Annotated in this window: 17 protein-coding genes and 1 tRNA gene; 5 read left to right on the forward strand and 13 right to left on the reverse strand. The window is 44.5% G+C overall.

All coding sequences use genetic code 11. The features are described 5' to 3' along the window. Nucleotides 1–262 precede the first annotated feature (262 nt). From V8Z93_RS04900 to V8Z93_RS04940, 9 genes are all read right to left on the reverse strand, one after another. Nucleotides 263–1,681: a tetratricopeptide repeat protein gene (locus tag V8Z93_RS04900; RefSeq protein ID WP_439432562.1), complete on the reverse strand. Its 1,419-nt coding sequence runs from the start codon at nucleotides 1,679–1,681 to the stop codon at nucleotides 263–265. A 59-nt stretch (nucleotides 1,682–1,740) separates the two neighbouring features. Further along, complete coding sequence (locus V8Z93_RS04905; RefSeq protein ID WP_437183080.1) at nucleotides 1,741–2,655, reverse strand: PstS family phosphate ABC transporter substrate-binding protein; 915 nt, start codon at nucleotides 2,653–2,655, stop codon at nucleotides 1,741–1,743. A gap of 55 nt (nucleotides 2,656–2,710) precedes the next feature. After that, the gene (locus tag V8Z93_RS04910) at nucleotides 2,711–3,559 is read right to left on the reverse strand and encodes an energy transducer TonB (protein WP_203040891.1); all 849 of its coding nucleotides are present in this window, start codon (nucleotides 3,557–3,559) and stop codon (nucleotides 2,711–2,713) included. Between the two features lie 33 nt (nucleotides 3,560–3,592). Beyond that, nucleotides 3,593–4,240 carry an ExbD/TolR family protein gene (locus V8Z93_RS04915; RefSeq protein WP_299332408.1) on the reverse strand — a complete coding sequence of 216 codons (648 nt, stop codon included), beginning with the start codon at nucleotides 4,238–4,240 and terminating at the stop codon, nucleotides 3,593–3,595. Next, the gene (locus tag V8Z93_RS04920; protein ID WP_203040889.1) at nucleotides 4,241–4,885 is read right to left on the reverse strand and encodes an ExbD/TolR family protein; all 645 of its coding nucleotides are present in this window, start codon (nucleotides 4,883–4,885) and stop codon (nucleotides 4,241–4,243) included. 30 nt (nucleotides 4,886–4,915) lie between these two features. Beyond that, nucleotides 4,916–5,752 (reverse strand): MotA/TolQ/ExbB proton channel family protein, encoded by an 837-nt coding sequence (locus V8Z93_RS04925; protein WP_203040888.1) that lies wholly within the window; start codon nucleotides 5,750–5,752, stop codon nucleotides 4,916–4,918. Between the two features lie 255 nt (nucleotides 5,753–6,007). Then, entirely contained in the window at nucleotides 6,008–7,201 is a 1,194-nt protein-coding gene (locus tag V8Z93_RS04930) for a pyridoxal phosphate-dependent aminotransferase (RefSeq protein WP_439432563.1), read from the reverse strand. A gap of 113 nt (nucleotides 7,202–7,314) precedes the next feature. After that, entirely contained in the window at nucleotides 7,315–8,526 is a 1,212-nt protein-coding gene (locus V8Z93_RS04935; RefSeq protein ID WP_439432564.1) for a bifunctional 3,4-dihydroxy-2-butanone-4-phosphate synthase/GTP cyclohydrolase II, read from the reverse strand. 22 nt (nucleotides 8,527–8,548) lie between these two features. Next, nucleotides 8,549–10,438 (reverse strand): LptF/LptG family permease, encoded by a 1,890-nt coding sequence (locus V8Z93_RS04940; RefSeq protein ID WP_439432565.1) that lies wholly within the window; start codon nucleotides 10,436–10,438, stop codon nucleotides 8,549–8,551. 257 nt (nucleotides 10,439–10,695) lie between these two features. Between V8Z93_RS04940 and V8Z93_RS04945 the strand changes: the two genes are divergently transcribed. Together V8Z93_RS04945 and V8Z93_RS04950 are read left to right on the forward strand one after the other, a co-directional pair. Beyond that, nucleotides 10,696–10,769, forward strand: a tRNA-Met gene (locus tag V8Z93_RS04945). A gap of 272 nt (nucleotides 10,770–11,041) precedes the next feature. Continuing rightward, nucleotides 11,042–11,887 carry a helix-turn-helix domain-containing protein gene (locus V8Z93_RS04950; RefSeq protein WP_439432566.1) on the forward strand — a complete coding sequence of 282 codons (846 nt, stop codon included), beginning with the start codon at nucleotides 11,042–11,044 and terminating at the stop codon, nucleotides 11,885–11,887. A gap of 107 nt (nucleotides 11,888–11,994) precedes the next feature. Here V8Z93_RS04950 and V8Z93_RS04955 read toward each other — a convergent pair whose 3' ends face one another. Beyond that, complete coding sequence (locus V8Z93_RS04955) at nucleotides 11,995–13,413, reverse strand: aspartate ammonia-lyase (RefSeq protein WP_203040883.1); 1,419 nt, start codon at nucleotides 13,411–13,413, stop codon at nucleotides 11,995–11,997. A 257-nt stretch (nucleotides 13,414–13,670) separates the two neighbouring features. Between V8Z93_RS04955 and V8Z93_RS04960 the strand changes: the two genes are divergently transcribed. The 3 genes from V8Z93_RS04960 (at nucleotide 13,671) to V8Z93_RS04970 (ending at nucleotide 21,468) form a co-directional block, all read left to right on the forward strand. Continuing rightward, on the forward strand, nucleotides 13,671–16,469 hold the full coding sequence (locus V8Z93_RS04960; RefSeq protein WP_439432567.1) for a hybrid sensor histidine kinase/response regulator transcription factor: 2,799 nt from the start codon (nucleotides 13,671–13,673) through the stop codon (nucleotides 16,467–16,469). Nucleotides 16,470–17,153: 684 nt separating this feature from the next. After that, nucleotides 17,154–19,415, forward strand: coding sequence for a TonB-dependent receptor (locus tag V8Z93_RS04965; RefSeq protein WP_439432826.1), 2,262 nt, complete (start codon nucleotides 17,154–17,156; stop codon nucleotides 19,413–19,415). A 127-nt stretch (nucleotides 19,416–19,542) separates the two neighbouring features. After that, nucleotides 19,543–21,468, forward strand: a complete 1,926-nt coding sequence (locus V8Z93_RS04970) for a GH32 C-terminal domain-containing protein (RefSeq protein WP_439432568.1) — start codon at nucleotides 19,543–19,545, stop codon at nucleotides 21,466–21,468. A gap of 135 nt (nucleotides 21,469–21,603) precedes the next feature. Here V8Z93_RS04970 and V8Z93_RS04975 read toward each other — a convergent pair whose 3' ends face one another. From V8Z93_RS04975 to V8Z93_RS04985, 3 genes are all read right to left on the reverse strand, one after another. Further along, entirely contained in the window at nucleotides 21,604–22,134 is a 531-nt protein-coding gene (locus V8Z93_RS04975; protein WP_439432569.1) for a hypothetical protein, read from the reverse strand. Continuing rightward, nucleotides 22,115–24,169 carry a TonB-dependent receptor gene (locus tag V8Z93_RS04980; protein ID WP_439432570.1) on the reverse strand — a complete coding sequence of 685 codons (2,055 nt, stop codon included), beginning with the start codon at nucleotides 24,167–24,169 and terminating at the stop codon, nucleotides 22,115–22,117. Before V8Z93_RS04980 ends, V8Z93_RS04975 begins: the two co-directional genes overlap by 20 nt. A gap of 112 nt (nucleotides 24,170–24,281) precedes the next feature. Beyond that, nucleotides 24,282–24,668: a LytTR family DNA-binding domain-containing protein gene (locus V8Z93_RS04985; RefSeq protein ID WP_181976471.1), complete on the reverse strand. Its 387-nt coding sequence runs from the start codon at nucleotides 24,666–24,668 to the stop codon at nucleotides 24,282–24,284. Nucleotides 24,669–25,344 lie beyond the last annotated feature (676 nt).

Here is a 25,344-nt window from a genome sequence, read left to right on the forward strand (position 1 = left end):
ACAGTAGGAATATGTTTCCTTAAGGGAACATACAGTTTCCCTTAAGGGAACAAATATTTTCCCTTAAGGGAAAATATAGGCATGTTTAAGCCTATAGAAAACTAGGTATGTTTGTGCCTGCAAAATTTGGGCTTGTTTAAGCTTGCAAAAAATAGACAAGTTATGACCATAAAAAAGCGGTGAAGAAATGAATCTTCACCGCCCAAATTTGCTTATTACTTGATTTCTTTATATTGATGTCGCTTTCGAAAAAGCAACCTCATTACTTAGCTGTCTCTTCCTCCAAGCCCAAAGCCTTCTTGGCAAGAGCATTGTTAGGATCGAGACGAATCAACTTCTCGAAGTATGGCTTAGCTGTCTCCAAGTCGTTCTTAGAACTCCAGTAGATGTAACCGGCGTTCTTGTATGCCTGCATCAGATAGCCCTTCTCATCCTCATCATACTGCTTGTTCTCTACCTCGGTGATAACCTTCTGGTAGTTCTCAAGAGCCTTGTCGTCCAACTCGTTCTGGAATGCGATGTTTGCAGCCTGCAAATCAGCGTATGCCTTTAACTGTGGATACTTAGCTGCGAATGAGTTATATACAGCGATTGCCTTGTCTACGTTAGCAGCCTTAGCGTCGCCACCCTTCTGTGCCTTTGCATTGTAAATCTCTGCCATCTTCACGTAGTCTGATGGAGCAACGTTAGGGTTCTTGTCCATGTAAAGCTGAGCGTACTCAATAGCCTTATCCTCTTCGCCCATCTGCTTGTAGGTTTCAGAGATATACTGGTATGGCTTGAAGTCTTCCTTGTTAATCTCCAATGCCTTGTTATACTGTGCTAAAGCCTGTTCATACTGCTTGTTGCCAGCCAGAGCCAAACCATAGTATGCATAGATACTAGAGTTCTTCTTGATGTCAGCGTTGTTCATCACAGCGTTGGCATAGTTGAGAGCGTCCTCAAACTGCTGAGTATCTACTGCAGCACGCATAGCCAGAATCTGGAATGCTGTATCCTTAGGATACTTCTGGATACCCTGCTTGCACAACTTGAGAGCATCTTCCTTCTTGTCCAAAACGTATGCTGTGAAGCAATACTCGTAGTAGATGTACTCTTCCATGGTATTGAGGTTGGCCTTTGTGAAGTTCTCGTAGGCCTTCTCGTAGTTACCGATAGAGTAGTAGTTGTGACCTGTCTCAGCCTCGATAGGGTAGTTAGGATCTACCTCTCTCAACTTGTTCAGTGCCTCTGCAGAAGCCTGTGGGTCAATCTTGCGGTATACGTTAGCGTAGCTGATGTAACCCTGAGGATTCTTAGGGTCCATAGTCATACACTGACCATACCATGTAGCTGCCTCACCACCATTGTCCTGCATAGCGTAGATGTCACCCTTCAGGATGTAGGCATCACCATAATTCTTGAACTTAGCGATGACAGCATCTGCTACAGCCAAAGCATTGGTGTAGTCTTTGTTGATAACAAGTGCATTACCCAAAGCAACGAGCGCCTTAGGATCTTTCTTATACTCCTTCTGGTACTCTTTGAGGGTCTTGGCAAATGCCTTGACATCTACATTGCCGGCCTTCAAAGTTGTCTCTATTGGCTTAAGAGCGTCCTTGTAGTTAACGTCCTGAGCCATTGCAGGAGCTGCCAAACCCATGACGAGCAAACCTGCTACTAAATATTTAACTGCTTTCATAATTCTACTTTAATTACGTTTCAACTTTCAGTGTATCAGCTCTTTGGCGTTTCCGCCTCTTAGCGTTTCACATTTACTGTTCTGATTGTGATGTCTCCACGATATGGAAGCAATCCTGTTTTGAAAAGGATGAGCTGACCTTTAGGGTTGGAGATGTAGTTGGCAAAACTCCAAGGCAAAGCCTTGTGAGGATCTACCACGATAGCGTATATAGTTCTTACGAATGGATACCTTCCATCCAGCAAGTATGCCTGATATGGCTGCCAACTGTTAGAAGGTGTAGCCTTATCCTTGACGGATACTCGCATCACATGAATATTCTTCTTAAAGGTAGTGTTTGTGGAATCTCTTCGGTCGTTCAACCAATTTGATCCGATAACACCAATAGAGCCTGGATTCTGGTCTACAAAGTCAATCACCTGCTTGCTTGTCTTGGCAGCCATGATCTTTGCACCCATCTTTTCGCCGTGCAGAATGGAGTCTACAACGAAGTTGGTGGTAGCCGAGCGGGTATTGTCGAAGATAACCTCGATGTCACCTCTCTTGGATCCAGGAACAATATCACTCCATTTGGTAGCTTTACCTGTCAGGATACGCTTGATGTCGTTCACCGTGATACAAGTATCTGTGTTGTTCTTGTTGGTGATGAACGCCAATCCATCGTAGCCGATAGGGAAAACGGCAGGAATTATATTGCTCTTCGACTTCAAGTATGCAATCTCACTATCTTTCAGGTTTCTGGTAGTGAAGAGAAGTGCTGTCTTGAAATCCTTAATCATCTGAAGTCCTGTGACTTCATCTGTGTATTTTGGTTTGAGTTTGGCTTTAGGGAACTCGAACTCAAACTGACTTCTTTCTTCGTCAATGATAGGACTCAAACTCTCGTCAGCCACAAATTCAATTGTGCCTGAAGTAGGAGTATCAGTTCTACCATCTTTGGCTTTCTTCTCGCCGCAAGACGAGAAGAAAGCCATTGATAGTACTGTTAATCCTATACCTATAAAAATATAAGATGTTCTTTTCATTCTATTACTGCAATCTAAATACAACTGGTACAGTATACTTAACACGTACAGCAGAACCGTTTTGCTTACCTGGTTTCCACTTAGGCATGCTCTTAACGACGCGCTGTGCCTCACGGTCAAGTGAAGGGTCAACGGAACGAGCTACCTTTACATCAGAGATAGAACCATCACGCTCTACCACGAATGAAACGATAACACGACCCTGAACACCATTCTCCTGTGCTACGACAGGGTACTTGATGTTGCTAGCCAAGTACTGCATCAAGGCGCCTTGTCCACCAGGGAATGAAGGCATCTCCTCAACGACGTCGAAGACCTTAGTAGCAACCTCAGGTTTTGGAGCTGGTGGTGGAGGTGGAGCTGCTACTGCAATCTCACTTCTTACAGCTTCCACTGTACGGTCCTTCACACCTTCCTTGTCTTCAGCACCTACAGCTACCTTATCGTCCAGTTTATCCATCTGCTTAACCTGGTTTTCCTCTTTTACGAGTTCATCCTTCTTGATGACAGGTGCAGTAAACTTCTGAGTCTCGCGAGCCACTGGTATCTCCTTCTTAGGTTCAATCTTTGGCTTCACTGGCTCCTTCTTCTTTTCTTCCTTCTTAGCCTGCTGCTGGAGTTTAGCCAACTCCATAGCTTCCATATATGCCTGCTGTTCTTCGGCCTGTTTCTGTTCGATAACTTTCCAAGCCAAGAATCCACCCACGAGAGCTGCAGCAATGACCAAGATCAGAAGAGACTTGATGTTTCGACCAGAAGTACCCTTACGGAGCTGGTATGCACCATACTCCTTGTTCTTTCCGGCGAAAACCATATCGACCCATTTAGGATCGTAAAGATCTATTTTTGCCATTTCTTTCTTGTTTAAAATTGTTTGTTACTCATCTTACATCTTAACGTTTCTAGACTTGAGAAGTTTCTCGTCGTCTGCGTTAATCTTATCGATGACGTAAGTACCAATGTTTGAAATCTGCATTTCGTCGAGAGCGTCAACCATATTCTTGTAAGAAGCGTTGTCGGTAGGCTTGATGACGATAGTAAGAGTAGGAATCTTGCCATCCTTCAAATTACCTGCCTTCAAATCACTAAGTTTCTTCTGATAGATGCTATCAGGATACTGCTTAGGATTCTTCTGACGGTCCATGTTTAACTCCTTAACAGCGAGCGCAATTCTTTCTACTGGACGTGTACCGTTCTCTGTCGTGTGCTCTCTCAAGACCTTACGGATTCCCTGGCTGCCCCATGTAGTTTCCTTGATCCATGTAGGATCATTGTATTGAGGGATACCAGCACCGTAGTAAATCTTGTTATCAGCTGTTACATAGAGGGTAACAGTCTCAGAAGCTTTCGCCTCGTTCTTCTTGTCCTCTGGTTGGTTGTCATCATTACTTGGCATAGTCAGCTCCATAGTCTGAGGTTTGCTCAAAGATGTACACAGCATGAAGAACGTGATAAGAAGCATGAGCATATCCACCATAGGCGTAAAGTCTACGCGGACATTCATTTTCTTTTGTTTGCTTTCTTTCTTTGCCATTTATTCGTCCCCCTGTTGTTTTAACTGTGTAATCATATAGTAATGACTCTCATCCATGTCCTGGAGTTCGTTCATCACTCTCTTCACTGTTTTATAAGGTGTAGAAGCATCTGCCTTGAGGGCTATCTTGATGTCCTCGTTAGCATTACGAGCAGCGTCTACCCACTGCTGGAATTCGCTCATACCACCCTTGATACTGTCGAGAGGAATACCCTTAGTCTGGAGATACTGTGGACGCTTTGCTGCGTTCATAGTCAGATAAGTGCTCATGTCACTCATTGGAACACCAAACAAACCCTCGCTCTTGAATGTCTCAATCTGCTTAGGATTCAATGACACACCGAAATTGCCTGTCATTGTGCTCAGTGTTGCTCCCAACTGATCGGTATTATCAATACTCATAAATACTTGGCCTTCGCCGGTTGGTTTACCAGCCTTGTCCTTTTCAGGACTTACCAAGATAGTCAAAACGCCGTTCTCTGGCACCTTAATCTCAGACACAGATCCTGGTGTGTTAACCTTAACAGGCTCATTCTTTACGAATGTAGAAGTGAGCATGAAGAAGGTAAGCAACAGGGTCATAACGTCTGACATAGGAGTCATATCGATCCAGACGTCACTCTTCTTAATTTTTACTTTACCCATAGCGATAAAATTTTAAAGGGTTAGCAAAAATTAAGCCTCTTCTGCGTGGTTAGCTTCGTATGTCTGAGCAATTGAGTAACCTACCTCGTCGAGTGCGTATGTCAACTTATCAACCTTGTTTGTAAATGTGTTGTAAGATACTACAGCACACCAAGATGTCAAAATACCGAATGCAGTGTTGATCAACGCCTCAGAAATACCTACAGAAAGTGCTGCTGAGTCAGCGCCACCACCTTCACCCATGGCCTGGAATGACTTGATCATACCGGTTACAGTACCGAGAAGACCTGTCAATGTACCGAGAGTTACGATTGTAGCGATGATAGGCAAGTTCATTGTCAAAGTTGGCATCTCCAACTGAGTTGCCTCCTCGTGAGCCTGCTGAATCTTAGCTACCTTCTGAGCCTTCTTCAAAGATGCGTTAGCACCTGACTCCATAGACTTGTAAGCGTTCAAAGAAGCCAAAACAACGTTTGCTACTGTACCGCGCTGCTTGTTGCAGAGCTGCTCAGCCTTTGCGAAGTCGTTTGCGTTCAAAGCTGCCTTGATGTTTGCAACGAACTTAGGAAGTGCACCTGTACCTGTAGCTGTCTTAAGAGCCAACCAACGCTCGATAGTCATAGCCAACACTGTGAGCAACAATGTGTGGATAACTGGTACGATAACACCACCTTTGTAGATAGTACCCCAAATGTCTGCTGGGTGATCCTGGATGCCTGGATCCTGGAAGTGCATGTCATTGCCGAACCATGTGAAGAACAATGTGAATGCGATGATAGCACATACCACGATGATCCAGAATGCGCCTCTTACTCCCTGAAAGCCCTCAGACTTCTTAGCTGGGGCTGCTTGTTTTGTAGTTGCCATAATTTTACTTTTTTTTAAATTATTAGTTAATAAATTATTAATATTTTCTCGTTTTTTCTAGTTATTTCTCGGGCTTCTTTGGGGTCATTTCTGACCTGTGCGAGAAGATTCCTCAAAATCCATTGGCAAAGATAATAAATAATGAGAAACTATTACCCTAATTAAGAAGTTTTAACGAGATATTAACTCAAAATAAGTCAATATCTCGTTATTTCTTTACAAAATTGATGGTAAAACGTACTTGTTTGCTCGTTTTTATTTCAATTTGCTCAATGCTTCCTTGATACGGCGAATGGCCTCTACGATGTTCTCGTCGCTTGTGGCATAGCTCATGCGGAAACAGTCTGGATCGCCGAAGGCATCACCGCCTACTGTTGCTACGTGAGCTTCCTCCAGCAGATACATTGCGAAGTCGGTTGAGTTGTTGATAGTCTTCTCACCGTTGCTCTTGCCGAAGTAGCTGTTGCACTTAGGGAAGAGATAGAAGGCGCCCTGTGGCATGTTGACCTCAAGTCCTGGTACTTCCTTAGCCAGCTTCACAATCAGGTTGCGGCGACGCTCGAAGGCTACGCGCATCTCCTCCACGGCACCCTGGTCGAGTGTGTAGGCTGCCTCGGCTGCCTTCTGGCTTACAGAACATGTACCGCTGGTGTACTGACCCTGCAGTTTGTTGCAGCCCTTGATGATCCACTCCGGACCTGCGAGGAAACCGATTCTCCATCCTGTCATGGCGTATGCCTTAGATACACCATTGGCGATGATTACCTGCTCCTTCATGCCTGGCTCCTGAGCGATGCTGTGGTGCTTGCCGATATAGTTGATGTGCTCGTAGATTTCGTCTGCCAACACGAATACTTCTGGATGCTTCTTGAGGACGGCTGCCAATGCTGCCAATTCCTCCTTTGAATATACGCTACCTGTTGGGTTGCTAGGAGAGCAGAGAATGAGCATCTTGGTCTTCTCTGTGATGGCGTTCTCAAGCTGCTCGGCTGTCATCTTGAAGTCCTGGTCGAAACCTGCGTTTACGATGACTGGTGTACCACCTGCCAACTTCACCATCTGTGGGTAACTTACCCAATATGGAGCTGGGATGATAACTTCGTCGCCTGGGTTCACGAGTGCCAATACGGCATTGCATACGCACTGCTTGCCACCTGTGCCGACGATTATCTCGTTCATAGTGTAGTCGAGACCGTTCTCCTTTTTCAGTTTGGCTACAATTGCCTTTCGCAAGTCTGGGTAACCAGGAACTGGTGAGTAACGTGAGAAGTTCTCATCAATAGCCTTCTTCGCAGCCTCCTTGATATTGTCAGGCGTGTTGAAGTCTGGTTCACCTACACTCATGTTAATTACATCGATACCCTGAGCTTTCATTTCACTACTCTTCTGTGACATCGCCAGCGTTGCTGATGGTGCCAATCTGTTAAGACGATCAGATAATTGTGCCATAATTCTTTGTTTATATTAAATATTCGTGTGCAAAATTAAACAAATTATTTCTTTTTCGGAAGAAATTTGCTCATTATTTCGGGTTTTGACCCGAAATAATAACAAAAATTACATTATCCGAGGTGCAAAGTATGCCCCATGCGGTCTCTTTTGGTCTTGAGGTAGCGCTCGTTGTACTTGTTAGGTTCAACTTCGATGGCTACATTCTCTACGATTTCGAGTCCGTATGCTTCCAGTCCTACACGTTTCACCGGGTTGTTGGTGAGCAGGCGCATCTTGTGTACGCCGAGGTGGCGGAGCATCTGTGCGCCGCAGCCGTAGTCGCGCTCATCTGGCTTGAAGCCGAGGTGAACATTGGCGTCTACTGTGTCGTATCCTTCTTCCTGAAGCTTGTAGGCGGCAATCTTGTTCATCAGTCCGATGCCTCTGCCTTCCTGCTGCATGTAGATGATGACTCCCTTGCCTGCTTTCTCAATCTCTTCCATTGACTTGTGCAACTGCTGTCCGCAGTCGCAGCGCTTGCTGCCCAGAATGTCGCCTGTGGCGCATGATGAGTGTACACGAACCAGGATTGGCTCGTCTTCCTTCCATTCGCCCTTGATGAGTGCCATGTGCTCCAATCCGTTGCTTGACTGGCGGAATGGGATGAGTCGGAAGTGTCCGTAGTCGGTTGGCATATCCACCTCTTCGCCCACTTCGATGAGCGATTCCTTCTTGAGGCGGTATTCTATCATGTCTTTGATGGAGATTACCTTCAGGTTCCACTCCTTCGCCATTTTCATCAGCTCTGGCAGGCGTGCCATGGTGCCGTCTTCGTTCATGATTTCCATGAGTGCGCCGGCTGGATAGAGTCCTGCCATCTTGCAGAGGTCGATGGCAGCCTCGGTGTGGCCGCTTCTTCTCAATACGCCGTTGTCCTGTGCATAGAGTGGGTTGATGTGGCCAGGGCGACCGAATGTCTGTGGGGTTGAGCTAGGGTCGGCAAGTGCCTTGATGGTCTCTGCACGGTCGTGTGCCGATACGCCTGTAGAGCAGCCCTCCAGCTTGTCTACGGTTACGGTGAATGGTGTGCCGAGCATGGAGGTGTTGTCTGAAACCTGGTGAGGTAAGTCGAGTTCGTCGCAACGGCTCAGTGTAATCGGTGCGCAGAGCACGCCTCTTGCGTTCTTCAGCATGAAGTTTACCTTCTCTGCATCAATCTTCTCTGCGGCGATGATGAGGTCGCCTTCGTTCTCGCGGTCTTCGTCGTCTACTACGATAACAAACTTTCCTTCCTGGAAATCCTTTACTGCATCTTCGATGCTATTTAGTTTGATGTCTGCCATTTGTGATACTTTATTTTGTTAGTTACATTTTGTTTATCTGACTGATGATGTTGGCGTTACTCTGTCTGATGACATTCAGGTCACGATAGAGACGGAGTCTGAAGCGCCACATTCTGAGGTACAGCACGATGCCCACCGGAACGATGATGGCTGCAACGATGTTGAGCCACTTCTGCTCGAATGGTCGGGTGTGGGCCTTGGTCGCGAGAATAGGGTAGAGGTTGAGATTGTGCAGAATCACCCTGTTCTTGGTGTTGCTCAGGTCCTCTATCACTTTTTCCAGTTCTTCGCTGATGCGTTCTATCTCGTGGTCGGGCTGATACTTGAAGAACACATTGATGAAGTTAGGAAGCTTCTTCAGCTCGTGTACCTTATTATATATAGCGATGTCGCCGTTCAGCTTCTCCAGCGATGCGGCATCTTCCCTGTATTTCGGGTCTTCGATGATTACCTCTTTGCCGAAGATGTGGCGCTTGATTCGCAGACCCAGCAGCTTCATGAAGAAGTTCTTGTATAGCTCCATGTTGAATACCGTAGAGTCGTTGGTTGCCTTGTAGGTCACGAAGACGGCGATTGGGGCAAGCACGGCTGGTGCCAGTCCCTTACCGAACCAGATGGCCCACGAACCCTGTCGTGACATTCGGTAGCCCGTATTGTCGAGGATGTAGAAGATGATGAACACCAGAACGGATATGACTACCGGGAATCCCAGACCTCCCTTTCGGATGATGGCTCCCAAAGGCGCACCGATGAAGAAGAAGATCAGGCATGCCAGTGCCAGCGTGAACTTCTGTATGGCTTCTATCTCGTGAAGTCTTACGATATAGTCGGCATCGTGGGTCATCATCGCCTTGAAGTCGAGGTCGCTCGTCTCCTGCTGCACCGTCATCTTGGCATCGTTGAGTGCCATCAGCTTCTTGTCGTTGGGGAGCCTATTATATAAGGTGTCGAAATTCTCCGTCTGCCCTTTTTTAGCAAGTCTTGCCGAGTCTTTCTGGTCCACCGTGGCAAGTCTGTAGAAGCGGACGTTGGCTTCGCTGAGATAGTTCCTGCCCACGGAGTCATACTGCCCGTTGATGGAATCGATGTCGTGGAAGATCTTGGAGAGGCTCTTTGCCTTGGCATTGTTGGATAGCGAGGCTGCATCTGCAAGATTGAAGCCTCCGTCAAAGTCGAGCACAATCTTCTTGGTGATGAAGGTCTCTCTTCTGTATGGTACGGCTGCGCTGTTGCCGAATTCGCTGCTCTGCATGTTTTCGAACCATTCGCCGCTGTTGAGCGTCAAAATGAGGTGCTTCTTTTCGGCGGTACTCTGCAGCATGCCCGAGTCGGCGAGGATGATGGCTGCATCTTCATAACTGTCGGTCATGCGATAGATCATGATGCCGTAGAGCTTACCCGTCTTCAGGTCTTTCTTCTGCACATAGAGGTTGCAGTTTGGAATGCCGTCATAGAAGATTCCTTCTGGGATTTCCAGTTCCGGACTCTTCTGCTTCATGGAGAGCAGGAGCTGTCCCAGTTTCTGGTTGGCACTCGGGCCTACGTTGTTTTGGAAGTAGAACGAGCCGCACATGATGATGACGGTGATGATGATGAGCGAACGGAAAGCCTGCATCAGAGAGATGCCGGCAGCCTTGATGGCTGTGAGCTCTGAACTTTCACCCAGGTTGCCGAACGTCATCAGTGAGGAAAGCAGGATGGCGAGCGGCAGGGCTTGCGGCACGAGCATCAAGCCCATGTACCAGAAGAACTGCGCCATCACGTCCATAGAGATTCCCTTACCGATGAGGTCATCGATATATCGCCACAGGAACTGCATCATCAGCACAAACTGGCAGATGAAGAAGGTTCCCATGAAAAGGAGTCCAAATTGCTTGGCTATAAATATGTCTAATTTCTTAATTCTAAACATTTCTTTTTATCAAGTTTACTGTCTTCCCATCCTACTTATTCTGGGACTTGACAGTTTCAGCGTGCAAAGTTAACACAAAAAAATCAGAAAACCTTTCTTTTTCGCTTTTTTTATATATATAATAGGTGTAAATGGGGTGAAAAAGGGCCAAAAACAAAAAAATAAAAGTTTTTTTGAAAATTTCTCCGAAAAAATTTGGTGGAATCAAATAATTGTTGTACCTTTGCACCCGCAATTCAGAAATGACTTGTAAGGATGGCGGGATAGCTCAGCTGGTTAGAGCGTCGGATTCATAATCCGGAGGTCGAGGGATCGTGGCCCCCTCCCGCTACTTTAAAGACACTAACTTTTAAAGTTAGTGTCTTTTTTGTGCGCCAAACTTTTCCACACTTTTCCACTTCGGGTTTCATAAAGTTATCCAAGTATCTGTTGATAACTGTGGAAAACTATCTTAATAGCTTGATTTTCAGTGGTTGTGTTGTTGGAAAAACATCGTTGATAACATTTGGCTGTTTAAGTTCTTCACATTTTTTATCCATACGTTTCTTGCATTTTCCAAAATAAAATTGTAAATTTGTCCCCAACTAAAAATTATGGATCTTTATGAAGCAGCAAGTTTATAATTTAAAGGAGTTTGCCGCCCAACACCATCTTGAAAGCATTTTTGGGGCTTATGCCGCACATATCTATATAGACGATTTATGCGAGAATGAATTGAAAGAGATGGCTCTAGAGCGCACTCTGTTTACCAAACTGGTATTGGTGACCAGAGGAAACATCAATATGAAGGTTCTTCAGCAGGGTGCTGAAACCGATGGAACTGACAGAACGTTGATATCTGGCGAACTGCTGGTTATCTCGCCCAAGCATGTCATTGCCTTTTCTGACATGTCGGCAGATTTCGAGGCGGAAGCTATCCTGGTGGATGAGGAAATCTCTGCCGATGTGGTGTATCAGTTGTCTGCCGACAAGCAGAAGGCGGCTCTTGATATCTTCCACATGATTCGCGACATCGTACGCCATCAACATATCTATAAGGTTGAGATGATACAGTCGATGGTGAATGTATTGAAACTCCTGGTTTCCGAACTTCCCTACGAGAATGTATCCGTTACTCGCGATTTGCGACATAAGAAAGAAGTATATGAGATATTTCTCCATCTCCTGTATCGCCATTTCCGCACCGAGCGGCAGATTCGATTCTATGCCGATAAACTGAACGTATCTTCTCCTTATCTTTCGAGAATGATCAAGGAGATTTCCGGAACCACGGTGAATGACCACATCACATCCTTATTGTATAAGGAGATATGCAATCTTTTGAAGCAGTCGGATATGACGATGGGAGAGATAGCTGATTATCTGCATTTTAGTGACCAGAGTGCTATGAGTAATTTCTTTAAGCTCCGCTCGGGAATGTCGCCGCTGGCTTATCGCAACCAGGAATGATTTTTTGAAATGATATAAAAAGAACCTGTAAGCTATATTCCAAATTGGGAATACGCTTACAGGTTTCTTGTAATTTCAGCTAATAAGCTGACTGGTTATGGAAAAATTTATTTCAGCGTAAACTTGTGCGACTGCAGCATCTCCTTAGGGTCGAGTGCCTTGTCGAGTTCTTCCTTACTCATGATTCCCTGCTCAATGACGATGTCATATACAGAGCGTCCTGTGGCATGAGCTTCCTTGGCCACCTTGGAACTCTTCTTATATCCGATGATGGGATTAAGTGCGGTTACGATACCGATACTGTTCTTTACCATCTCGTAGCAACGCTCCTTGTTCACGGTGATGCCGAGAATACACTCTGATGTCAGAGTCTCGATGGCATTCTTCATCCATGTCAAGCTCTCGAAGAGACTTTCGGTGATGATAGGCTCCATCACGTTCAACTCCAACTGTCCTGCCTCTGCAGCGAAGCTCACGGTAGCATCGTTACCGATTACCTTGAAGCAAACCTGGTTGGTTACCTCTGGGATCACAGGGTTCACCTTGCCCGGCATGATAGAAGAACCTGGTGCCTTAGGAGGAAGGTTGATTTCGTTCAAGCCGCAACGAGGACCTGATGCCATCAGACGGAGGTCGTTACAGATCTTAGACAACTTGATAGCCAGACGCTTCAGAGCTGAAGAGTAGCTTACGTAAGCACCGGTATCTGGGGTTGCCTCTACCAGGTCGGTAGCTGTCTCGAAGTTCTCACCTGTCAGCTTGCTGAGGTTAGCTGCGCAGAGCTTGGCGAAGCCAGGAACGGCATTCAAGCCGGTACCGATGGCTGTACCACCCATGTTGATTTCGTGCAGGAGCTTCACGTTGCGCTCCAGGTTGAGGATTTCCTCTTCCAGGTTGTTGGCGTATGCATTGAATTCCTGTCCGAAAGACATAGGAACAGCATCCTGCAACTGGGTGCGGCCCATCTTGATGACGTCGGCATACTCATCTGCCTTATAGCGGAATGCGCTGATCAAACCTGTCAAGGCACCTATCAGATGGGTGTTCATTCGGATGAGGGCCAGGCGGATAGAAGTAGGATATACATCGTTGGTACTCTGACCGCAGTTGCAGTGGTCGTTAGGAGAACAGTACTGGTAGTCAGCCTTTTCGTGGCCCATGATTTCGAGTGCACGGTTGGCGATTACCTCGTTGGCGTTCATGTTGACAGATGTACCTGCACCACCCTGTACCATGTCGATAGGGAAGTTCTCATGCCATTTGCCGTCGATGATTTCGCGGCAAGCCTGAGAGATGGCACCTGAAATCTCGTCGTTGATAACGCCGAGGGTATGGTTGGTCTCAATAGCAGCCAGCTTCACGTATGCGATAGCGATAATGAAGTCTGGATAGCTGCACATTGTCTTGCGGGAGATGTGGTAGTTGTTGATACCGCGCTGTGTCTGTACACCATAAAGTGCTTCAGCAGGAACCTTGAGTTCACCTAAAAGGTCTGACTCTACTCTAAATTTTTTCTCTTCAGCCATAATATTTTCTGTTTTTGTTGTTTATACTATTTATTGTCGATTGCTTATTTTTCTCGTTATATATCTTTATATATCTTTCTGGGTGCAAAATTAATGCATTTTTTGATAATCTTCTTTAAAAATCTTTGCTTTATATTTGTAAAAAACGAACCAAATGATAGAAAACCAAAAAAAAGTTGTAAATTTGCATCGAAAAGTCGTTCTTTAAGGCTTTCTCTAAGTGAACAATCTTTTAATATAACAAACGTATAAGCGATATGAAACGTTATTTGCACCTTATTATATATATGGCATTTCTCGTGTTGCTAGGCAGCTGTAGCAAGCAACCCAAGAAGTTTGTCATTGGTGTTTCTCAATGCTCAGAGGATGTCTGGCGTGATAAGCTCAATGATGAGTTGAAGACGAGTGAGTATCTCAATGATTCCATCATAGTGAAACTTGCTTCGTCGAATGATGATAATGTATTGCAGAACAAGCAGGTTAACCAGTTTATAGACGAGGGGGTCGATCTGCTCATCATCTCTCCTAATCAGTTGAGCGCCATCTCAAAGGCTGTGGAGCGTGCTCACGACAAAGGTATTCCTGTGATACTTTATGATCGCAAGACCAATTCTGACAAATATACGGCATTCATCGGTTGCGATAACTATACCATAGGCAATTCGATGGGTAAGTTTGTTGCCCAGCAGTTGCAGGGGCATGGACGTGTTGTCGAAATAGGTGGCTTGGAAGGTTCATCGCCTGCCATGGAGCGTCATCGTGGCTTTATGGATGCCATCAAATCTTATCCTGGTATTCAGATGGTTGCTTCTGAGAGTGGAAACTGGAAGGAAGAAGGTGGTATAAGGGCAATGAAAAGAATCTTGAAGAAGACGCAAGATTTTGATTATGTCTTTGCCCACAACGACCGGCTGGCATGGGGTGCCTATGTGGCAGTTCAGCAGATGGGTGTGAAGCGCAACTATAAATATACCGGCGTGGATGGAATGGCTACCGAGGGTGGTGGCCTGGAACTGGTGCGTGACGGCATCTTCGAGGCTTCCTATCTCTATCCTACCAAGGGCGATGAGGTGATAGCCCTGGCAATGAAGATTCTGAAGCGTCAACCTTATAAGCGCGATAACTATATGAGTACCTCTATCATTACCAAGGCAAATGCTGAACTCACCTTGATGGAGGCTAGGGATGCAGAGCGACAAGCCCGCAATCTGAAAACCTTGCATAAACAGGTTGATCGATATCTGGCTGATTATAACTCTCAGAAAATCATGCTGGTAGGATTGTGCCTGTTCCTCTTGGTATGTCTGGTTGCCTCTACCATGGTTTTCCGTGGCTATGTGATAAAGGCGAAACTCAACGAGGAACTGGCTAAAACCAATGATGAACTGAAACGAGTGAATGGGGAGCTGGAAGTAAAGAACGAAGAATTGAAGCGTCTGAATGAGGAGGTTATGGAACTGACCCATTCTCGCCTGGTATTCTTTACGAATATCAGTCATGAACTTCGAACTCCGTTAACGTTGATTGCCGACCCTGTGGAGATGCTACTGGAAGATAGCGGCATCAAGGGCAAAAGTCGGGAACTGCTCAAGATGGTGCAGCGTAATGCCATCGCCCTGCAGCAGCTGGTGAGTAGCATCCTCGATTTCCGCAAGATTCAGAACGGAAAGATGGACTTGAAACTTTATCGCTTCGACATCGTGAAAACCTTGACGGTATGGGTGGGTGATTTCCAGCTTACTGCTGAACGCAAGCAAATCAAACTCCATCTGGATATAGCGGCTTTCAAGGGCAGTCATGAAGTGGTAGCCGATAAGGAGAAGATAGCCCGAGTAATCTTCAATCTTTTGAGCAATGCCTTGAAATATACTCCTGCTGGTGGCGACATCTTTGTTTCCCTGAAAGATGAAGGTGAGAAACTCCGACTGGATGTGAGAGATACCGGCAAGGGAATCGAGAAGGAAGAGACTGATAAGATCTTTGAGCGCTTCTTCCAGGCTAAGGGGGCTGCCAGCGGTACCGGCATCGGCTTGGCTTTGGTCAAGTCGTTTGTGGAATTGCATCATGGTGAAGTTTGGGTTGAGAGTGAATTGGGAAAGGGGTCTGACTTTATAGTGGAAATCCCACGTGAACAGGTGGATAAATCACTGGTTATCCACATGGAAGATGAGGATGTGGATAACTCTGTAAGTAATTCTAATTCAGATAATAAGAATGTGGTAAACGAGTCTGTACTGCAATATATCGATGATGGCGTGAGGAAATGTGGAAAAGTACAGCAGTTGGTTAGCGAGAATACCAATAAGCCAACCGTTCTGGTCATCGATGACAACAATGATATCCGTCAGTATGAGCATACGCTTTTGCAGGATGATTATATAGTAATGGAGGCTGTGGATGGCAAGGAAGGATTGGAGATAGCCAAGAAGGAAGTTCCGGATTTGGTCATCTGCGATGTGATGATGCCGGTGATGGATGGTTTGGAGTTCACCGAACAGTTGAAGACGAACAAGGCAACCTCTCATATCCCTGTCATTATGCTTACCGCCAAGAATCTGGAGGAGCATCGTGCAGAAGGTTATGAACATGGAGCCGACTCCTATATTACCAAGCCATTCCATAGCAAGGTGCTCCTGGCTCGTATCGAGAATCTCCTGAAACAGCGCAAGCTTCTGAAGCGTCTTTTCCAGGGTTCCAAGGAGGCAGAGCAGGAAATATCAGAGTCGCATCTGGAAGATCGTGACAAGCAGTTCCTCAAGCAGCTGCATTCCATCATCCAGAAGAATCTCTCCGACAGCGAGTTTGGTGTAGAGGATATTGGTAAGCAGATTGGTTTGAGCCGCGTTCAGCTTTATCGCAAGGTGAAGGCGATGACGGGATCTTCGGTGGTAGATTTGCTCCGTAAGGCTCGTTTGGCTAAGGCAAAGCGACTGCTTGAAAGCCGCAGCATGAGTGTCTCTGAGGTTGCCTATGATGTAGGTTTCTCTGCTCCGTCTTATTTTACCAAGTGTTTTAAGGAAGAATACGGCATGCTGCCGGGTGAAATTGGGTCATAAATCGTGAAAATAAAGGGAAATATCGTTCATTTAGTGGGGAAATTGTTTCAATGTATCATTTTCGTCACTTTTTGAACGATAAGTGTACATCACTTTCACCAAAACTTCATACCTTTGCACCAGAGTTTAAAAGTTTAGAAATTGTTTCATGCGAAATAGTTGCATTTTCATAGGTTTATGTTTTTAAGGTTATAGGATTGAGTATTCAAAAGGTATGAAGTAATCTTGAAGGTAAGAAGTTTGTTTCAGGTAATGATTAGTTAGATTTGGGAAAAAGAAATTCAGGTTGTAGGTTTAGTTGTTTTAAGAAAAAGAAATTTGTTTTTAGGTTTAGTTGTTTTAGGGAAAAAGAAAAGTTAGTTTTTGGGAAATCAGTAAGAGCAGCTGTTGGGTGAGTACCAGCAGCTGTTTTTCGTTTATGGGTATCTGCTTTTCATTTTTTGGGCATCTTTGTTTTCATTTTATAGCTCTCTTTTCCCTTTGATAGTGCTTGTAGTTCCTAATAAAATCCGTTCATGCTATATCAATTATGTTGCAATGAACGGAATTTGTTATTATATGTAGAGATTTTTAAAGCTATTATACCTGTTTTTATATAACTTTGCAGCAGAAATAAAAAATAGGATTAACAAATTAAACATTTAAAGTATGAACAACTTTTTAAATGGAAAGAGCGCAGCTATGATGCTTGCACTTTCATTGGTAAATGTTACAGCAGCTTTTGCACAGGATGATAATTCTAGTGCGAAGGAAGAGGGTAATCGTAATGTGATGCTCAATGCAGCCAGTGCGAATGGTCCTCGTGAGATTCAGATAGGCTTGCCTTCTGCCGATGTCAACGTTTTGGAGAATGGGCTGCCTGTTACTTATGCAACCAATCCTCACTCTGTGAATACCATCTGGCGTGGCGATGCAAGTTTGAGCCATCAGGGTTTGCTTAAGATTGCAGAGACAGCTATCACTACCGGTAATATCGGTTATGCCGTGAACTCTTTCACCCAGAAGGGTCAGAAAGGTTTCAATGGTACGCTGAACTATAAGAGCAATCACTTCGGATTGCAGGAATTCTCTTTGAATATGAATGGTGATTTGGGAAGCGACTGGTACTACAGCTTTAATATGTATCAGAATTTCGACCCGGGAACCTTCAAGATTAAGTCAACTCCTTATCAGGACCGTACTCAGATTTATAAGGCGCTCCTTACCAAGAAGTATAACGGCAACCGTGGTGAATTTACCGCTATGTATAAGTATGCCAACAGTCATAATGTATATAACTATGCTACCCAGAGTGCTCCATTCATTTATGTAGGTGATGGAAGCGTGAAGGAGTATGGCGACTTCAAGCTCGGTACCACCTCTTATCTTCCTGTAGATAATGATATGACCTATCGTGATATGCGTACTGGTGAGTTGAAGCAGACTTCTCTCTATGATGCCTGTCTGAACAAGACAAGCGAGGTAACCCTGATGAACAACTACCGTTTTGACAACGGTTTGAACTGGAAGGCTACCTTGAAGTACGATCACTCACGTGGTGCGATGGTTTACCAGTCACCAATGTCTATCATCGATTTGAAGAGCGATGCCAACAAGGGCGTATATAATTATATGTATCGCGACATCAACGGACAGGCTAAGGCTTACGATGGTCAGTATGTTCAGACCCGTATGTCCTGTCTCAATGCCGGTAAGATTGATGAGGCTCTTTTCACCACCGAGCTCAGCAAGAAATTCAGTACTTCCACCTTCCGTCTTGGCGTGAATGAGTGGTTCTACCATATCGATTATTGCTCAAATACAACCATGTATGACCAGAGTGTTCCTGCAGATGGCAATTATGCCTTGCGAGTTTGGGATGCCAAGCGCAATGGCTATTTCTACGACTTCAACAAGAACGCCTCTGAGTATTATAAGGGAAGCGAAAACAAGCTGGCTCTCTACTTCACTCACGATTGGGATGTCACCAATAAGTTGAACCTCTACTATGGTGCTCGTCTGGAGTGGCAGAAGCTGAAGGGTGAAAACGCAGCAGTGAAGAATGCAAAGGGTGAATTCGTAGGCCGATTTGCCGATTACTATCTCGGTGCTACTGCAGCAGATGGAACTAAGATTGCTCCGGCAGACTTGAGTTACAACTGGTTGAACTACGATTTCTCTGTAGCAGCAACTTATAAGTTGACCGATAGCTTCGGCTTCACTGGCGATTTCACTTACATCGTTCAGCATCCTAAGTTCGAGGCTTTTGCCCCAGCTACATTGCCAAATACGGATAAGATTTCTGTGCCACTCGGTCGTGCAGGTATCTACTACAATAACTCATGGTTGAGTTTGACATCGTTGTTCTCTTACATCTCAAAGACCAACAACAACTCAACTCTGAACTTGCAGCATGGCAGTGAAATCAAGGCAGCTCCTATGGCTTACGATATTCAGACATGGGGTTGGACAACCGATGCTGTGGCTCATCCTTTCAAGGGATTCGATTTCCACTTCCTCTTCACTTATCAGAAGCCAACTTACAAGAAATATGAGACATCGGTTACCTTCAGTGATGGTACCCCTGGCAACATCAATGCCACTGGCAATATCGTAGCAGAGATTCCTCAGATTCTCATCGAGTTGGATCCAAGCTACATGATTACCAAGGACATCAAGCTCTGGACCAGCTTCCGTTACTTCAGCAAGACCTACGCCAACATCAACGAGGCATATTACTTCAATGGTCACTGGGAGACCTTTGGTGGTGTAAACTGGCAGGCAACCAAGCGCCTGGCTCTCGGCTGCACCGTAGTCAACTTCCTCAACCAGACTGGTGCCAAGGGTAGTATCGCAGGTGCCGAGCTGATTACTAAGGATGAGGCTAAGGGAATCAAGAATCAGATTATGACGGGTAGCTATCTTCGTCCATTCACGGTTGAATTCACAGCTTCGCTTAAATTCTAAGCGTTTTAATTCCAATACATATAATCGACAGCTCCTATATATAATAAGGTATAGGGCTGTCGATAATAACGAAAACAATACTACATATCAATAGATATAAACAATAACAATTAACAATAGTTTTACAATGGAAACAAACAAAATGATGAAGGCTGCCTGCCTCATGTTGATGGTATCAGCTACCACTTCTGCCTTTGCACAGAAGATGAACATCGAACACAAGGGTGATACTACCATCGTCAAGGTGGAGAATCCTACCAAGTATCTTCTTCTCCCTATCCAGGAAGAGAAGGATGAGGCTCAGGTTATCTTGAGCACCGGTGATAAGGAAGATACCTGGATGGATGTGCGTCTGGCACAGAATGGTGTAGATTACTTCGTGCCATTCTCTTTGGAGAAGAATGCTGCCGGTAAGTCGGTCAAGGGTAATGTGGCTACGGTCAAGATTCTCGGTTTGAAGAAAGATGCCTTGGCTGTGAATCTCATGAAGCTCAGCAATACTTTTGATACCACCAACACCGATTACTATCGCCCATCTTATCACTTCACTCCGCTCTATGGTTGGATGAACGACCCTAACGGAATGGTGTATAAGGATGGTGAGTATCATCTTTACTTCCAGTATAACCCATACGGAAGCAAGTGGGGCAATATGCACTGGGGTCATGCCGTAAGCAAGGACCTGGTTCATTGGGAGCATCTCGATCCTGCCATCGCCCGCGACCCTGTAGGTCATATCTTCTCTGGTAGTTCGGTTGTGGATAAGAAGAATACGACAGGTTTCGGCAAGAATGCCATCATCGCCATCTATACCAACAACAGTAGTGTAAACCATGATGAGGTGCAGTGCATCGCTTATAGCAATGACAATGGTCGCACCTTTACCAAGTACGAGGGCAACCCAGTGTTGACTCCATTCGATGGTTTGAAGGATTTCCGTGACCCTAAGGTGTTCTGGTATGAGAAGGGAAAATGCTGGTATATGATTGTTTCTGCTGATAAAGAGACCCGCTTCTACAAGTCAAAGAATCTCAAGAAATGGACTTACGTGAGTGCCTTTGGTAAGGGTTTGGGTCAGCAGCCATGCCAGTATGAGTGCCCAGACTTCTTCCAGTTGCCTGTAAATGGTGATAAGAAGAAGATGAAGTGGGTGATGACCATGAATATCAATCCAGGTTGCTGGTTTGGTGGCAGTGCAACCGAGTATTTCGTAGGCGATTTCGACGGCAAGAACTTCACCTGTCCTGATGCCCACGATGTGAAGTGGCTCGATTGGGGTAAGGATCATTACGCTACCGTTACCTTCTCCAACACAGGCGACCGAGTATTGGGAATCACCTGGATGAGCAACTGGCAGTATGCCAACCTCACTCCGTTCAAGCAGAATCGTGGTGCCAACGGTTTGCCTCGTGAGTTGAAGCTTTACGAGAATAACGGCAAGTATTATGTTTCTGAGAATGTAGCTCCTGAAGTATATGCTTTGAGAAAGGAAACCAAGGATTTGGCTGATGCTTCTGTTGCCGATGCCAAGGATCTGAAGGGTGTTGCTGCCAATATGGAAGGTGCATTCGAGATTGAGGCCGATGTAACTCCAGATGCCAACGGCATTGCCGGTATTGAGATTTCAAACAATAAGCGTGAGCGCACCCTGATTTACTTCGATATGAAGCAGGGCAAGGTGGTTATGGATAGAACAGAGAGCGGTTTGACCGATTTCGGCAAGCAGGCAGTTCCTCACGATATCGAGTTGGCTTGGGATAAGCAGCGTGCAGCTGAAGGCAAGGAGCCTGCCCGCATTGCCAACTCCATCAACTACAAGAACGATTTCGCTCTGGCTACCTGGGCTCCGTTGAGTCTTTGCGAGAATGGCAAGAAGACTTATCATGTTGATATCTTCGTAGATAAGTCATCTGTTGAACTCTTCTTAGATGGCGGCCGTATCGCCATGACCAACCTCGTGTTCCCTGTAGCTCCATACGAGAATGTGAAGCTCTACACCCAGGATGGCAAGGCTGAATTCAAGAATCTGAAGGTTTACAAGCTTGGTTTGTAATCACGTAGATATTGTATGGTCGAATTGTAGGTTTAATTGTAAATAGTAATGAGTCGCAACCTGATAATATTTTAGGTTGCGACTCTTTTTGGGGGCTCAGGGGAGATTGTCCGTGGATAAAACAACCTCTGTTTCTTATTTACCGGTTTGCAGTTTCATTCCCTCAAAAAACTTTTGCTGCAATTGTTTGGCCAGTTGATTATCAGGGTTGAGTTTGAGAGCTTTCTCGTAATCCTGCATCACTTCCAGATAATAGCGTTGACCGTTTTGCCCTGGATTCTGTACGATGCGTACCATATAGAGAAAACCGCGAAGGGTACAGATGTCAGACGGGTCAGCATGCTTTATATTCTCCATCTTGGCAATGGTTTCTTCAGTCTCTTTTAGAAGATTTTCTGTTTGTGGAGCATGCGGATTCATCACGGAATAATTGAGACTTTGCAAAGCTATCTGAAACTTGGGCTGGATGCTATCAGGAAACATATCATCAATACGCTTCATCTCTGCAATACAATTTAGTATGCTCTCTGATGTCGGTTGATGAAGTTTAGCAAGCGACTGTCCGATAAGCCTCTGCATTGTGGATTGCTGGGCATAGATAACTACAGATGTTGTCATGAAGAAGACAGACATCAATACGAATCGTTTAAAAGTTTGAAATGTCATATGCTTTATTATTTTTAAGTGAAACAAATATGCCTATATATAAAAATCTGTCTCTAGAAGGAACTATCGAACGTCCGTTAGTATTATATCCGAAAATGTTTGTACGGCCGAGGATGTTGTTCAGAGAAGAATAGATAATGACCTTGGGACTTAGCAGATAAGTAAGGTTTATATCTACGCTATTATAATGTGGTGTCTTGCCAATAAGAAAATGACGTCCGCTTGCATACGATTCAGTCAGCCCGATGATTGCTTTGCCGAATGAATATTTTGCTGTCAATCTCAGATTATGCCTTGAGACGTAGTCAGGTATTCGCTCTTCTGTGTATTCGTGATAGAATCGCTTGGAATCGTTGTAGGAATATGAAAATGCTGTGGTCAGATGTTTGAAAAGCGAATGCTCTTCTACAAAAATGTCTATACCTTTACTCTTTCCATATCCTTTCGGTTGGTAAATACCCTTTTCCCATAAAGGCAATCGCTGATATTTTTTCCAGTAGGGTTCTATTCGTATGAGTGTACCAGGCGACTTATATTGTATGGATAGGATAGCATGATCTGCCGTACTTTGTCCAAGAGATTTCTTGTTTGTTGCAAGATAGTCATCTTCTGGAGTCTGGCTATACCGACCGGTAGCAAATGAAAGCTGAAAATTCTTGTTAGGAATATAACATAGTGTAGCCCTTGGCATAAACAGCCAGTTGGCATGAGCCATATATTCTGTCCTTGTCGAAATATTCAGGAACACATGGGGCATCATCCTCCATTGGACATCAATATGAGCAGCAAGAATATTATAATCCAACTTGTAGCAATCGTTTTCGTACTCCATGAGGCTGTTTCGCTGATAGTCCTCCATTCCTGCCGATATTTTTAGTGCATCCGAGCAAATTTTGCGTATTCCTGTTTTCAGATGTATCTCATTCCTGAAGTTGTAATATCGGTCACCAGCAATCTTCGCATCTTCTATATCGTTGAATACCGATGAGCTTGCCATACCACAAAAGAGCGTGTAGCCAGCACCCCACTGTGCCTTATAGGTTGTGTTGGCATAGATATTATTCTCTTTGAGCGAAAGGTTTTGGTTGTCTATATGCTGTCCTACAGATGTAAAATCATAGCCAACGTATGTTTTCAATATTCCGGCATTTCGGAACTCATTCTTGTATTGTGATTCGCCAGATAGTTTTAGATAAGGCTTGTTGAAATCAAGCCTTTCTGAAAATAACTGATTGTAGATTCCCAAACTTGTTAGTGCGGCATTAAAGGATAAGCTGCTGTGGGAATATGCCTTGGTGCCACCGATGTTCCAGTCAACCAATGATGCGCTGACTCCATATTTGTCACTTGTTGCTGCATCTGATGTTTCCATAGGGAGAACGGAGGAAAGTGCTTGTCCATATTCTCCGCTATATCCACCAAGAGAAAAGTTGATACCTTTAAATATAAAAGGAGAGAATCGTCCACGTACAGCAGTATTTTCTGTGTTTGTACTATATGGAACAAGGACGTGCATTCCGTTAATGAAAGTCTGGCATTCTTCGCTTTCTCCACCACGGACATAGAGCTTTCCATTTTCTCCCACTTTTTGAGTGCCGGGTAAAGTTTGCAGGGCTGCAACAATGTCCCCGCATGAATTACCTGCCATCACAATATCTAAGGCATCCATAGTCTTGAAGTTGTCACTTTTCCCGAAACTGTAAGTGCTGGCAGATATTACAACTTCTTGGATTGCCGTAGCTTTTTCTTTCATTTGGATAGAAAGATTATGTAACTTGCAGGCATCTGTAGTCTGCATATATTCTTCAAAACCAATCATGGTAATCTTGATAGACGCTTCTCCGGTTTTTGATGTGGAAAAGGAAAACCTGCCCAGAGAATCTGTCAGGCATCCATCAATTGTGCCCATGATGAAAACATTGGCACCAGCAAGCGGTTCCTGACCGCTTTTTACCATGCCTGATATGATGGTCTGTGCAGCCAGGTTGCAGACTGAAGTCAGCAGCAATGCGATATGTATTATTCGATGTTTCATGCCGCAAAGATACTGCATGAAACTGGAGTTACCAAATTCTTAGGATATACAACTAAAACTTATGATAGAAAGCTAGTTAAGATGCCGAATAACTAAGTTGAAGGACAAATAACTATGTAAGATAAGTCTTTAACTTGGGCACAAATCTTCGGGAAACGGGTATGATGTTTGTGCAATTTCCGAGAGTCAGTTGATAACCATTTGAGTTGCCTCGTGCTGAAGTGATATTATTCACATTGACAGCAAAAGAACGGTGACATTGGAAAATGTTCTCAAACTCTTTCAACTCTTCAAGAGCATGGGTTAGTGTTGTATGGATATCAACAGCAACAACATTACCTTCTTTTAGAAAACAGACGGATACATTGTTTTTCTGTGCTTCCATATAAAGTAGATCGTTGATGGCAATCGACAGATCGTTTCCTCTTACGTTAGTATCATGGATGGTAATAGATACTTCTTCCTGTTCCTTTGTTGTATTGCGCAACAACTCTTCCATTCTCTCTCGTAATGTTCTGTTGTATTGCATTCCGATAGATAATGTCGTAAGAAATATGCCTATGATAATAGTCCAATTTAGAAACAAGAGAAACAGACTGAATGTAATCGTATAATGAAACAAGTATGAGAATAGGAGGAAATTACCGAAGGCAATGATGAAAATCAGTCCGAGTATAGCTACTCCTTCATGCCAGATACGCCAGGGCTTGATAGTTTGATGCAAATACTTCAATATCGTTGCAGCGTATGTTATGTGGCATCCAAAAGTTACCAGTCCGAATAATGTAGCAACAAAGCATTTGTTACCTTGATATAAGCAGAGTCCAAATGGCTGCAGAAAATATAAAATTACCCAAATGATGAAGCCAAAGATGCTACTATCTTTTAGCAAGTGTTTACTCTGTTTAAAAGGATATGTTCGAGTTAGAAACGACATGTTGAATCTGATTTATTTAATTAACGCAGCACTATCATTTATCTTCTTTATCAGGGTGTACCTAAGCTACTCTGTTGGTGCACCGGGATGCTTGCCATATCCAGACATTTTGTTTATTATCGTGCTGCAAAATTAAAACAAAGTTCTGAATGACACTGCAAAAGTACAAATAAAATTTGAGAAACGCACTTTTGGAGACGTTTATTTTGGTAATGAAGCATTTTCTTATGATGTCTCA

The sequence above is a fragment of the Segatella copri genome (assembly GCF_051861805.1).
Classification (GTDB): Bacteria; Bacteroidota; Bacteroidia; order Bacteroidales; family Bacteroidaceae; genus Prevotella; species Prevotella copri_M.